Source organism: Bacillus sp. BC08 (genome assembly GCF_054326875.1).
This window is the reverse complement of the sequence record NZ_JBTGPA010000035.1, coordinates 293050-306326: the sequence shown is the minus strand read 5'-3', so window position 1 is coordinate 306326 and position 13277 is coordinate 293050. Positions and strand designations below refer to the sequence as shown.

General features: G+C 37.0%; 14 protein-coding genes and 2 other annotated features. Of the genes, 6 read left to right on the top strand and 8 right to left on the bottom strand.

What is annotated here, in order from left to right; all coding sequences use genetic code 11:
- Nucleotides 1-31 precede the first annotated feature (31 nt).
- A complete protein-coding gene (locus tag ACXVYO_RS19680; RefSeq protein WP_000565411.1) occupies nt 32-571 on the bottom strand; it encodes a CvpA family protein in 540 nt (179 codons plus the stop codon).
- Nucleotide 572: 1 nt separating this feature from the next.
- Nucleotides 573-842 carry a cell division protein ZapA gene (zapA, locus tag ACXVYO_RS19675; RefSeq protein ID WP_000082701.1) on the bottom strand — a complete coding sequence of 90 codons (270 nt, stop codon included), beginning with the start codon at nt 840-842 and terminating at the stop codon, nt 573-575.
- 124 nt (nt 843-966) lie between these two features.
- Here zapA and rnhC point away from each other — a divergent pair, with 124 nt between their 5' ends.
- Both rnhC and ACXVYO_RS19665 read left to right on the top strand, forming a co-directional pair.
- The gene (gene rnhC / locus ACXVYO_RS19670) at nt 967-1902 is read left to right on the top strand and encodes a ribonuclease HIII (RefSeq protein ID WP_458468272.1); all 936 of its coding nucleotides are present in this window, start codon (nt 967-969) and stop codon (nt 1900-1902) included.
- Nucleotides 1903-2453: 551 nt separating this feature from the next.
- Nucleotides 2454-2705, top strand: coding sequence for a hypothetical protein (locus tag ACXVYO_RS19665; protein ID WP_458468271.1), 252 nt, complete (start codon nt 2454-2456; stop codon nt 2703-2705).
- 44 nt (nt 2706-2749) lie between these two features.
- Here the strand turns inward: ACXVYO_RS19665 and ACXVYO_RS19660 are convergent, their stop codons facing one another.
- The 5 genes from ACXVYO_RS19660 to ACXVYO_RS19640 all read right to left on the bottom strand — a co-directional run bounded on the left by ACXVYO_RS19660 (nt 2750) and on the right by ACXVYO_RS19640 (nt 9417).
- Nucleotides 2750-2884: a YuzL family protein gene (locus ACXVYO_RS19660; protein ID WP_060486527.1), complete on the bottom strand. Its 135-nt coding sequence runs from the start codon at nt 2882-2884 to the stop codon at nt 2750-2752.
- A 92-nt stretch (nt 2885-2976) separates the two neighbouring features.
- Complete coding sequence (gene asnS / locus ACXVYO_RS19655; protein ID WP_000432171.1) at nt 2977-4368, bottom strand: asparagine--tRNA ligase; 1392 nt, start codon at nt 4366-4368, stop codon at nt 2977-2979.
- Between the two features lie 52 nt (nt 4369-4420).
- Nucleotides 4421-4672 (bottom strand) — a binding site (T-box leader).
- Between the two features lie 153 nt (nt 4673-4825).
- Nucleotides 4826-7246 carry a phenylalanine--tRNA ligase subunit beta gene (gene pheT, locus ACXVYO_RS19650; protein ID WP_458468270.1) on the bottom strand — a complete coding sequence of 807 codons (2421 nt, stop codon included), beginning with the start codon at nt 7244-7246 and terminating at the stop codon, nt 4826-4828.
- A gap of 18 nt (nt 7247-7264) precedes the next feature.
- Complete coding sequence (pheS, locus tag ACXVYO_RS19645; RefSeq protein WP_000388217.1) at nt 7265-8299, bottom strand: phenylalanine--tRNA ligase subunit alpha; 1035 nt, start codon at nt 8297-8299, stop codon at nt 7265-7267.
- Between the two features lie 43 nt (nt 8300-8342).
- Nucleotides 8343-8571, bottom strand: a binding site (T-box leader).
- 48 nt (nt 8572-8619) lie between these two features.
- A complete protein-coding gene (locus tag ACXVYO_RS19640) occupies nt 8620-9417 on the bottom strand; it encodes a TrmH family RNA methyltransferase (RefSeq protein WP_458468269.1) in 798 nt (265 codons plus the stop codon).
- A gap of 82 nt (nt 9418-9499) precedes the next feature.
- Here ACXVYO_RS19640 and sspI point away from each other — a divergent pair, with 82 nt between their 5' ends.
- From sspI to ACXVYO_RS19620, 4 genes are all read left to right on the top strand, one after another.
- Nucleotides 9500-9709 carry a small acid-soluble spore protein SspI gene (sspI, locus tag ACXVYO_RS19635; RefSeq protein ID WP_000009509.1) on the top strand — a complete coding sequence of 70 codons (210 nt, stop codon included), beginning with the start codon at nt 9500-9502 and terminating at the stop codon, nt 9707-9709.
- Nucleotides 9710-9885: 176 nt separating this feature from the next.
- Nucleotides 9886-10443 carry an HD domain-containing protein gene (locus ACXVYO_RS19630; protein ID WP_061677062.1) on the top strand — a complete coding sequence of 186 codons (558 nt, stop codon included), beginning with the start codon at nt 9886-9888 and terminating at the stop codon, nt 10441-10443.
- A gap of 139 nt (nt 10444-10582) precedes the next feature.
- A complete protein-coding gene (locus ACXVYO_RS19625; RefSeq protein WP_458468268.1) occupies nt 10583-11296 on the top strand; it encodes a CPBP family intramembrane glutamic endopeptidase in 714 nt (237 codons plus the stop codon).
- Between the two features lie 250 nt (nt 11297-11546).
- Entirely contained in the window at nt 11547-12221 is a 675-nt protein-coding gene (locus tag ACXVYO_RS19620) for a CPBP family intramembrane glutamic endopeptidase (RefSeq protein ID WP_458468267.1), read from the top strand.
- A gap of 27 nt (nt 12222-12248) precedes the next feature.
- Here the strand turns inward: ACXVYO_RS19620 and ACXVYO_RS19615 are convergent, their stop codons facing one another.
- Nucleotides 12249-13274 carry a DUF4179 domain-containing protein gene (locus ACXVYO_RS19615; RefSeq protein WP_458468266.1) on the bottom strand — a complete coding sequence of 342 codons (1026 nt, stop codon included), beginning with the start codon at nt 13272-13274 and terminating at the stop codon, nt 12249-12251.
- Between the last annotated feature and the right edge of the window lie 3 nt (nt 13275-13277).

Genomic DNA, 13277 nt, shown 5'->3' with positions numbered 1-13277 from the left:
AAAAAAACTCCTCTTTCCGAAAAAAGAGAAGTTATACTCTGCTACCTGTCTGCCATAGTTCCTTCACCTTTTCAGAAAGAATCGGTGTATCGTCTACAATTATTTTGCTAATTGATGATTTTTGTAATGGTGTTTGTATTTGCTCAATCGGAAGGATGTTTCCAACGATAATTAAAACAAACAAAATAATATATACTTCTAAAAATCCGAGGATTGCCCCCGCAAACGCATTGACTTGCTTTAAAACCGGTATTTCTGCAAACATATTTAACAAATTACCAAGTAATGAAAGTGCAATTTTTGTAATAATAAACAATATGATAAACGCAAGTGCTTGATAAAATACTGTCTCAATATTATTTGCATCAATCCATTCTGGAACAGATACGTTTTTATCAAATGGATACGGAATAAATTTCGCAAGTGCTGGCGCTAAATCTTTACAGTACCAGTATGCAACAAGGTATGCGATAATAAAGCTTGTTAACTTTACAAGTTGCAGAATAAACCCTCTGCGTAAGCCGAGGAAAAATCCCATAACAAGCAGTAAAATGATAATAATATCAATCATGTTATTCCATTCCTTTTTTTGTCATACTTTCTTTCAATTTCTCATGTTCTTCTTTTAATTTTATGTAATCGTGTATGACGTTTACCGCCGTCAATACCGCTAGTCTACTCGTGTCAAGCGAAGGATTCTTGGCATTGAGTTCGCGCATTTTATCATCCACAATCGCTGCTACCATGCGGATATGACTTGTACTTTCATCGCCAACAACTGAATATTGTTGACCATAGATTTCTACATTAATTCGACTTTTCTTTCCCTTTTGTTGTGACAACTCACCGGCCTCCAATCACGTACAGAATCCTAAAGTTTATCATACCATGAACCATCATATTATGGAAACAGAAAGAACAATCCGATATGATAAAAATAACAATATAAAAAAAGGGGCGACCACTATGTCAAATTCTATCGTAATTCAAACAAATTCTACAGTAATTGAAGACATGAAACAACAATATAAACAATCGCTTAGCCCGAAGATTCCACAAGGCGGAATCTTCATGGCAAAGGTGCCATCTTGCACGATTACAGCGTATAAATCTGGAAAAGTGATGTTCCAAGGAAGCCGTGCTGAAGCAGAAGCTTCTCGTTGGCAAACTGTCTCTCAAACACCGAAAACAGCTGTAAAAAAATCTGTCGATTCACACCGTTATGCACCCCCTGCTTCCATCGGTACAATGTCTATCGTAGGATCAGATGAAGTTGGTACTGGTGATTTCTTCGGACCGATGACAGTAGTTGCTGTATATGTGGATGCGAAGCAAATTCCACTTTTAAAAGAACTTGGTGTAAAAGACTCTAAAAACTTAAATGACGATCAAATTACTGCCATTGCAAAACAACTTCTACATGTTGTTCCTTACAGCTCTCTTGTCCTTCATAATGAAAAATATAACGAACTATTTGATAAAGGAAACAACCAAGGTAAGTTAAAAGCTTTACTACATAATAAAGCTATTACAAACTTATTAGCAAAAATCGCACCTACAAAGCCTGAAGGCGTCTTAATCGATCAATTCACACAACCTGATACATACTATAAATATTTAGCTAAACAAAAACAGGTACAGCGTGAAAATGTTTACTTCGCGACGAAAGGCGAAAGCGTCCATTTAGCAGTAGCTGCAGCTTCTATTTTAGCTCGTTACTCATTCGTAAAACAGTTTGACGAACTAAGCAAAAAAGCTGGTATGCCACTTCCAAAAGGTGCCGGTAAACAAGTTGATATCGCCGCTGCTAAATTAATTCAAAAACTTGGTAAAGAACGATTACCTGAGTTTGTGAAAATGCATTTCGCTAATAAGGAGAAGGCGCTTCGCTTATTAAAATAGTATCGACAAAAACAGGAGCCTACAAACTCCTGTTTTTTGTTTCACTCTACTATTATCCTTATTATTTTGTTACATTTAAAATATACAGATTATTCTAATGTAGGAGGATATTTCCATAGATACTTCTACAAATGATTCTAAATATTTTACTAGGCGATCCCTACGAAAGACAGTTTGAAATTAGAGAAAACATTCAGCTACTAAGTGAGCAACGAGAGTTCAACGATTTAATAGAGCGTTATGGCCGGTCTTTCTTATTAAACTTTCGGATTCGAAGATTTATCCCGCTTTAATGGACAGTAAGACCCCCACCTCAAATTTCAGCGAAAGCAAAGAAGTTAGGTGGGGGATCAACTGTCCATAAAAGTCCGATTGGTTCAACTAATAATCAGTGGGGGATGAAGAAAACCCCCACTGATTAAAGTTTCACTTTATCAGGAAACACGATGCCCGCTTGTTAATACATAATCCAACAAAACTACAACACTTCTGTGAGGAACTTGAGTTTATGATTAGAAGAAAAGGATTGTTTACATAAGGAGGGAATTCATATGAATGCTGTAAAAGTTAAAAAGTTATTATATGTTTTTGCACACCTTGTAGGCCCGCTTTCTTACCTCACTATTTCTACCATTTGGGGAGCTTTTTTCACTACTAAATCCACATTCGAAAATATATCTGATAATTTTGGTGTGATGGCCATCTATTACGTGCTCATGAGCTTACTATGGTTTTTCTATTTAGATCGATTAGACAAAGATGTAGATAAGATTACAAAAGAAATTAATGATAATAAGGTGTAATACATATAAAAAAAGGAGAGCCGCCAAGACTCTCCTTTTTTATGTTAACTTCTTTTCTGCTTCTTATTTGATGAAGATACTTTATGAGAACCTGTTTCATGTGCCGTCGTTCCTTGTCCTTCTACTTCTGGAGAACCAAGGCTTGATCTTGAATGATCTTTTTTCACTTTTTTACTCATTTATATTCACCCCTTCGCGTTACTTTTTGCTACGAGCTAATAAACTATGCAAAATAAAAAGCGAGAGGAAATCCTCTCGCTTTTTTCATATTTTAGAACTCAGAAGAACCTGGAGTTCTTGGGAATGGAATTACGTCACGGATGTTAGCCATGCCTGTGATGTACATTAGGAAGCGCTCGAAACCTAGACCGAATCCAGCGTGTTTTGTACCGCCGTATTTTCGAAGTTCTAAGTACCACCAGTAGTCCTCTTCGTTCATGCCTAGTTCTTTAATTCTATCTACTAAAACGTCCATTCTTTCTTCACGTTGACTTCCGCCGATTAATTCGCCGATGCCAGGAACTAGAAGGTCAGTAGCAGCTACTGTTTTTCCATCTTCATTCATACGCATGTAGAACGCTTTAATGTCTTTTGGATAGTCAGTTACGAATACAGGACGTTTGAAGATTTCTTCTGATAAGTATCTTTCGTGCTCTGTTTGTAAGTCAATACCCCATTCTACTGGGTATTTGAAGTCAGCACCTGACTCTTGAAGCACTTTAATTGCTTCTGTATATGTGATACGACCGAAGTCAGAGTTGATTACATTGTTCATGCGCTCTAGAACTGTTTTATCAACGAAGCTGTTGAAGAATTCCATTTCTTCTGGTGCATGCTCTAGTACGTATTTCATTGCATATTTCAGCATATCTTCTGTAAGATCCATTACATCGCCTAATTCAGCGAATGCAATCTCCGGCTCAACCATCCAGAACTCAGCAGCATGGCGAGTTGTGTTTGAGTTTTCCGCACGGAATGTAGGTCCAAATGTGTATACGTCACGGAATGCTAATGCATAAGCTTCAGCGTTCAGCTGTCCACTTACTGTTAAGTTTGTTTCTTTGCCGAAGAAGTCTTTTGATTCATCAACTTGTCCGTCTTCACCTTTTGGTACGTTGTTTAAATCTTGCGTTGTTACGCGGAACATTTCGCCTGCACCTTCTGTGTCACTACCAGTGATGATTGGTGTGTGAACATGTACGAATCCACGCTCTTGGAAGAACTGGTGAATCGCAAATGCTGCGACAGAACGTACACGGAACGTTGCAGAGAATGCATTTGTTCTTGGACGTAAGTGAGCGATTGTACGTAAGTATTCAAACGTGTGACGTTTCTTTTGAAGTGGGTAATCAGAATCTGATAAGCCCTCGATATCAATTTTTTCTGCTTTGATTTCAAATGGTTGCTTCGCTCCAGGCGTTGCAATTACTTTACCTTCTACTTTAACTGAAGAGCTAAGTGGAAGTTTTGCAATTTCTTTGAAGTTTTCTAACTCTGTATCGAAAACGATTTGAACGCTTTTGAAGAAGCTACCGTCGTTTAATTCGATGAAACCAAATGCTTTTGAATCACGTAAGTTACGAATCCACCCTGATACTTGTACTGTTTGACCTGCATATTTATCTGTATCTCTATACAGACTTTTTACTAATGTGTTTTCCATAGTGAAATTCTCCTTTGCTGATATATTTAAATACAAAAAAACCTTTCATCCATAAAGGGACGAAAGGTTAAACTTCGCGGTACCACCCAATTTGTCATAAAGACCAACTTTAACTCGTATGTAATACATACTTCCCGGTTTGTAACAGGCCGGATTCCCGTCTAAGTCTACTCTTGAATACAAGATTCAATTTCGGTTAGCAACTCCAAGGTGTTCTTCACATATACCGCCTCATCAGGCTCTCACCGTCCCTGACTCGCTTTGGATTATAGTATATACTACTTTTCCTTATCATCGTCTTTCATTTTGTTAAACTAAAATTAATGTACTACATTCGAGAGAAAGATGCAAGATGCCTTAATATTTATCGGCGATTTTTATCACGGATCGACTTACCGACATTTCCAGACAATCATGCCATAAAAAAAATTGCCGGAATGAATCCGGCAATTTCTCATTACTTACGTAACTCCGCACCAAATTTCTCTTCTACCGTTGTTAATACACGGTTATGTGCTTCTGTTACTTCTTCATCTGTTAACGTACGTTCTGCATCGAAGTAAGTCATAGAGAATGCAAGTGATTTCTTGCCTTCTTCCATTTTTTCACCTTCGTATAAGTCGAATAGTGTTACGTCTTTCAGAAGTTCTCCACCAGCTTCAGCAATGACTTGCTTCATTTCGCCAGCTTTTGTTTCTTTCGTTACAACAACAGCCATATCACGTGTCATAGATGGGAAACGTGGAATTGCTGCATAGTATGTTTCTTCTGCGTCTGCACCGAATACTTTTACAAGAGATAGTTCGAATACGAATGTATTTTTCACATCTAATTGTTTTTCTGCTTCTGGGTGCAATTGACCGATGAAACCAATTACTTCGCCATCTAATACGATGTCAGCTGTACGACCTGGGTGCATACCTTCACGTTTTGCTGGTGCATAAGTGATTTGGTTTGAAACGCCAAGTACGTCGAATAATCCTTCTAGTACACCTTTCACAACGAAGAAGTCTACTACTTTCTTCTCACCTTGCCATGCATGGTGAAGAGCAAGACCTGTCATAACACCTGCAAGATGTTGTTCTTCTTTCGGAAGTTCTCCTGCTTCTGTCGGTAAGAAGATAGAACCTACTTCGTATAAAGCAACGCTATCGTTTTTACGTGCAACATTGTATGAAACTGCTTCTAGTAATTGCGGTACTAAGCTTAAACGAAGTTGGCTACGCTCTTCACTCATTGGAAGTGCAAGGTTTACCGGCGCCTTTTCGTTTGGCTCAACCATATATTGTTTCGCTTTGTCAGCGCTTGTTAATGAATACGTGATTGCTTCATATAAACCAGCACCTTCTAAGAAGCGACGTACTTTACGACGTTTCGTTTGTGCTGATGTTAATTTACCACGAGTCATTGTTCCAGAAGGTAATGTAACTGGAATGTGGTCATAACCGTATAGGCGACCCACTTCTTCTACTAAGTCTTCTGAAATTGTAATATCAGGACGACGTGCTGGTACATTCACATGGAATGTTCCTTCTACTTCTGTGAATGGGAACTTCAAGTTTGTGAACATTGTACCCATTTCACTTGCAGAAATATTTGTACCTAATACACGGTTTACTTTTTCAGCAGTAACAGATACTGTACGTTCTTGTACTTGTAAGTTATCAGCTTCTACTACACCTTCAAGTGCTTCTCCGCCAGCGTATTTCGCCATTAAAGCAGCTGCGTGTTGAATTGCTTCAAATGTACGTGTTGGATCGATTCCTTTTTCAAAACGTGCACTTGATTCACTACGAAGACCTAAGTCTTTTGATGTACGGCGTACTGTTTGACCTGCAAAGTATGCAGACTCAATTAAAACGTTTACTGTCTCGTTTGTAACTTCAGAATCCGCTCCGCCCATTACACCAGCAACAGCTAAAGCTTTTGTACCGTTTGTAATTACAAGATGGTGATCTTGTAACGTACGCTCTTGATCATCTAACGTTTCAATTTTTTCGCCTTCTTTTGCAAGACGAACAACGATTTCTTTTGAACCTAATTTATCGTAATCGAATGCATGTAACGGTTGACCATATTCCATTAAAATGTAGTTTGTAATATCAACTACATTGCTAATTGGACGAATGCCAGCTGCCATAAGGCGCGTTTGCATCCACATTGGTGATGGACCAATCTTTACGTTCTTTACCATTTTCGCAATATATAACGGATTTTCTTCTTTCGCTTCTACACTTACAGAAATGTAATCAGCAGTTTTTTCTGCTGTTTCTTGTAAGTTGATAGCTGGAAGTTTTACTTCACGGCCGTAAATAGCAGCGACTTCATATGCAACACCTAACATGTTTAAGCAATCTGCACGGTTTGGTGTTAAACCAAGCTCAAGTACTTCATCATGTAAGTTTAAAATTTCAAGTGCATCTGCACCAACTTCAGCGTCACTTGGGAAGATGAAGATACCGTCTGCGTATTCTTTCGCAACTAGTTTCCCATCGATACCAAGCTCTTGAAGAGCACAAACCATACCGTGAGAAGCTTCACCACGTAGTTTTGCTTTTTTAATTTTGAAGTTGCCAGGAAGTACAGCTCCAACTTTTGCAACTGGTACTTTTAAACCTTTTGCAATGTTAGCAGCTCCACAAATAATTTGAACTGGCTCTTCTTCACCAATATCGATTAAGCATTTGCTTAATTTATCAGCTTCTGGGTGTTTTTCACATTCTAATACGTGACCAACTACAACACCTTTTACACCTTTATTTAATACTTCAACACCTTCTACTTCAATACCACTTTTCGTGATTTTGTCTGCTAGTTCTTGTGCTGTTACATCTTTAATATCTACATACTCTTGTAACCAACGATATGATACGAACATACTTATCCTCTCCTTCCCTTACGCTCGTTTGAATTGTTGTAAGAAACGTACATCATTTGTATAGAAATGACGAATGTCATCTACGCCGTATTTCAACATTGCGATACGCTCTGCGCCCATACCGAATGCGAAACCTTGATATTCTTTTGAATCATAACCAGCCATTTCAAGTACGTTCGGGTGAACCATACCTGCGCCTAAAATTTCGATCCAGCCAGTTCCTTTACAAGTGCCGCAACCTTTGCCGTGACACATCATACAAGAAATATCCATCTCTACAGATGGCTCTGTGAATGGGAAGAAACTTGGACGAAGACGAATTTCACGATCTTCACCGAACATCTTTTTCACGAATACTTGCAGTGTACCTTTTAAGTCACTCATGCGAATGTTTTTATCAATTACAAGACCTTCAATTTGCATGAACTGGTGTGAATGCGTCGCATCATCGTCATCGCGGCGATACACTTTACCAGGACAAATAATTTTAATCGGACCTTTTTCTTTATTATTTTCCATCGTACGTGCTTGCACAGAAGATGTATGTGTACGTAGTAACGTTTCTTCTGTAATGTAGAATGTATCTTGCATATCACGCGCTGGGTGATCTTTCGGTAAGTTTAATGCTTCGAAGTTGTAGTAGTCTTTTTCTACTTCTGTTCCTTCAGCTACTTCATAACCCATACCGATGAATACATCTTCAATTTGTTCAACAACAGCTGTTAACGGATGGTGACAACCTGTTTCAACAGGACGACCTGGTAGTGTAACATCAATTGTTTCAGTAGCTAATTTCGCTTCAATTACTGCTTTTTCTAAGTTACCAATTTTGTCGTCTAGACGCGTTTGAATCGCTTCACGTACTTCATTTACTAATGCTCCCATACGTGGACGCTCTTCTGCTGATAATTTCCCCATGCCGCGTAATACTTCTGTAATTGGACCTTTTTTTCCTAAGTACGCTACGCGTACGTCGTTTAAGCCTTTTAGCTCTTTCGCTTCTTCAATAAGCTCTAACGCTTTTTGCTTTAGCTCTTTTAAACGTGCTTCCATTTGGAACCCTCCTAATTTTAAAAATAAAAAAACCTCGCTCCCAAAAAGGGACGAGGTAAATTCGCGGTACCACCCTAAATTGACAGAACAAGTCTGCCCACTCATTAGTTATAACGATCAATTCTGACCGGAACGCCTTTACATATATATGGTCCTGGCGTCAACTCCAGAGGTGAATTCACTTCCGTCTACCATAAGAATACTTTCAGTCTAAGGCATTCTCTCCCTATATGGCGATTTTGTAAGTTACTCTTCTCTATCAACGTTTTTCGTTATTTAACTTTTAATATAATATACTTCAACTTATTATAAGAAGTTTTTTATTTGTTCGCAACTGGGCTTTGCAAATAATACGTTAAAATCCCTGCTGCAACCGCAACATTTAATGATTCTGCCCCGCCGTAAATCGGAATATACAAGTTTTGATCCGTTTTCGCAAGAATTTCTTGGCTTACGCCGCTTCCTTCATTTCCTACAATTAATGCAAAACTACCAGCTGGTGTTACTTCACCATACGGAACTCCATTTTCAAGAGCTGTTCCATATACAGGAACGTTGTTTTCTTTTAACTTGTCTACCCATTCTTCTAAGTTACCTTTTACAACTGGTAAATGGAAAATAGAACCTTGTGTAGAGCGAAGCACTTTACTATTATATGCATCAACGCAGCCTTCTCCAAGCACAACGGCATGAATACCAGCTGCATCAGCTGTACGAATAATTGTCCCTAAGTTACCTGGGTCTTGCAGGCCATCTAATAAAAGAAACTTCCCATCAGCAAGAGCCACTTCACTCTCGTGTTTCTCACAAACAGCAAATACGCCTTGCGTCGTTTCTGTTTCACGAAGTATTTTTACGATTGCTTCAGGTACGATATACATTTCCACATCATTAACTGTCCAATCTTTCGGAAGATCTGTCTGATCAGAAGCGATCAGTTCTGTTACAACTCCTGCTTTTAAAGCTTCCTCGACTAAGTGGAATCCTTCTACAAAGAATAAACCCTTTTTATCGCGCTCTTTTTTCGTTTGCAGCTTTTTCCACTGCTTCACACGCGGATTTTGTACTGAATCAATGTTTTTCATAATATGTATTTCCCTCTCTTCTTGTCTTATCATTATAGCCTATTTTTCATACATATTTACATAAAAAAGAACAAAAACTAACGTCAGTTTCAATTCTGAAGAAGAGGTGAAAGCAATGAGTTTTAATTTACGTGGTGCTGTATTAGCAAATGTATCTGGAAATTCACAAGATCAATTACAAGAAACAATTGTCGATGCAATTCAAAGCGGTGAAGAAAAAATGCTTCCAGGTCTTGGTGTTTTATTCGAAGTCATTTGGAAAAATGCTGATGAAAATGAAAAGCACGAAATGTTAGAAACATTAGAGCAAGGACTAAAAAAATAAGCAATTTGAAAATCACCTTCGCATAAGCTAAGGTGATTTTTTTACGAAAAATTTTTTCCTTCTCCTAAACATTTCTACTTTACTAACGCTACCCCGATGGAGTACAATGTTCAAAATACATTTAAACCGATCGATTTTCTTATAGACACCATTAGATAAAAAGGAGTGAATGTTTTATGCAACGTATTACGCTTGAACAAGTTTTTAAACACCACATTACACAAAAATATGTGAACCGTTCCGGAATGGTCCACGCGATTGCTGTCGCTTACCATGCGTTTCACTTAGCAAAAAAGCATCACGCCTCAGTCGATGCTGCAACAAAAGCTGGTTTCCTTCATGATATCGGACATCACACATGGTACAGTGAGGGAGAATGGGACTATGACTTGTATAAAAAGAATGATATCCATGCGATTAAAGGAGCAGAAAGAGCTCATAAATTGCTTATTAGATTAGGAGAACATCCGAAACTAGCAAAAGAAATTTCTATCGCGATTCTTCTTCATACAGATTCTTTCTTAGTACAGCAAGAAATTGAAAGAACATCTCTTCAAAACATTATTAAATGGGCAGACGAAGCAGATGAAGAACCGGGCGGAGCGCACCATTATAGAACGATTTCTTATGAAAAAGCATTAAAAGCTATTCAACAGTTAGACCGATTGGTAGAACGTGAATTGCAAATAGAGCAACAAAAATCTAATAATAAAGCAGAACATAGTTATCAATGAGAAAGAGGCATCACTATAGGGTGATACCTCTTTTATTATTTTGCGAAAAATACACCTTTATATGTAATATTTAAATATTACATATAAAAATAAAACACCTTATAATTAAATATACAAATATAAAGAGGTGATTTTATACATGCAACCCGCTACACAACTTTCTAATGAGCAGAAATACTCTATGTCATGGGGACAATTTATTAGCTCCGTTTTATTCGCTTTTTTCGGAACCGGACTTATTACTGTGTTCCTCGCAATGCCCTTAACAATTTATACAACAGGTCTTACAGATAAAAAACAAATTGCCCTGTACGAATCGATCGTAAATACTGCAAGTATCGTATTACAACTAGCCGTATTGTTGTTCTTCATTTTCAAATTCGAACCCGCAAAAAAATTACTACTACAATCATTTAACTTTAAAGCACTTAAAGAATGGCGTACATACGTATACTTACTTCTTTTCTTCGCTATAAACATTTTACTCAACTACATCTTGTTAAATTATGTGTTCCAAGACGCAACAAAGCAGCAATCTTCCGCATTAAACTTAGACGTTTTTAAGCAGTATCAAATATTATTACTTCTCGGTTTCGCAATACTTACACCAATTTTTGAAGAGCTTATTTTCCGTGGCTTTATACTTCGCTTCTTCTCAGAGCGCTTTCCATTTTGGATTGCAGCCATCATAACAAGTTTCTTCTTCGGTATCGCTCATACATACTCACTTGGAGTAATGGTAATTACTTTCTTCATGGGATTATTAATGGCTATTTTATGTAAAAAAACAAAATCCATTATTCCAGCTATGTTATTTCATATTATGAATAATACGTTGGCATTCTTGAGTTAGAAAGAGGTATCATCGCGATACCTCTCCCTACTCTTTTGTAACAACTGCAAACTCTTCTTCCGTTTGCACATAACATCAATGTAAAATCATTACTGTCTGTAAATATTAGCTTCAAAATATCATTTTGACTACAATAATGACTTTTTTACATAAATATCCTATAATCTTTATATATAACTACAAAACGAACAAGGATAGGTGATTCACTATTATACAAGCCACGCAACTAACTTACCCACAAAAACAACCTATGTCACTCTCACAATTTCTATTTTCACTCGTTTTTGCGATTTGGGGAACAGGATTCCTAGCCGACCTCTTTATAGGTCTTCCTACCGTTATTTATACAGAAGGTTTAACCGATCCAAAACAAATTGCTTTAACAAAATCACTTACTACTTTTGGGAGGCATTTATTTGTATTATGCATTTTATTAATTTTGATTTATGCATATAAGCCATTAAGAAATTTAATTGTCCCAACACTAAACTTTACAGCATTAAAAAAAGTAAGCACATACATCTATATCATTCTTTTTTATGGACTACATATCGTTAATGATATATTTATAATTAGTAATCTTTTTCCTGATGCGGTAAAAGAGCAGTCATCCGCTTTAGACCTAGAAATGTTAAAACAATACAAACTATTATTGCTAATAGGTGGCGCTATACTTGTACCTATTTTTGAAGAACTTATAGTCCGCGGTATTATTCTTCACTTCCTACAACAGCGCTTCCCATTTTGGATTGCAGCGTTTGGGTCTAGCTTCCTCTTCGGAATAGGTCATATATACTCAACTGGTGTGATGTTTAGTATGTTCATCATGGGTCTATTTATGGCCATTTTATGTAAAAAAACAAAATCCATTATTCCAGCTATATTACTTCATATTATGAATAATATGTTAGCCTTTTTAGGATAAAGAGAGGTATCATCACGATACCTCTCTTTACTCTTTTATAACAACTTCAAACTCTTCTTCCGTTAACACTTTTCGATAATCCGTTTTCGTTTCTTCCTCTTCACCAGAAGTTAGCACAGGCGTCAGTACAATTTTCGTTACACTATCCTCTAGTTTTTCAAATCGCCAATAACTATTTTTCGATAATGTAAGGCCTGAATGTGGTATTAACTCTTTTCCATCTTGATCTTTCGCGATAAATTTCACCTCTAATTTCGTTCCATTCAACATTTTATAGTTCAACTTTGCAGATATAGGAGACACTTTTAAATCTTCCACTTCTATTTTTTGACCATTTTCTAATTTAAAATGCTTATGGATTGGGATTGTTTTCGTTTCAGCTTTTATTTTGTCTCCAGACGCTTTGAAGGAAAAGCCCCATTCTCCTTTCCATGTTGAATTGCCCTCTTTTAAAGAAATATCCCTATATACAACTTGTACATCACATTCTCCACGAATTTCTAGAGGATCCATTTCATCATCTTTTAAATCTATATTTGAGAAAAATGTATATGTGTACTCATTTATTTTCTTGTCTCCACCACTACCACTTCCATTTAACTGTTTTCCATTTATATAAATATCAGGACTAGGATAAGAACCTTCTAAATTGATTCGACTAGACTTAAACGTACTATTAACAATAATCTGCCCTTCATCTATCATCACTTCATCTAACCGTACTTCTACACCGTTATCATAAACTGTTTGTCCTATTGTCGTTTTATATTCTTTTAAAGGTTCCCCTCTACTGTTTACGTAGTCTTCCATTTTACTTCCGATTAACGGTATATCCGCAATCATCCTTCTCATATCTACAGTCATCATCATAATAAATAATGCCGCAGCCGATGTTACAATCGCTACATTCCGTTTCGTATGAGCTTTGTTCTTGTTTATTTTTTTACGAATTCGCTTTTTTATTTTCTGTTTCTCTATGTGAGTTAAGTTAACCTCTTCATATTCATTCTCATCCATTTTTATATCATTTAACATTTCATATGGATTTTTCATTTT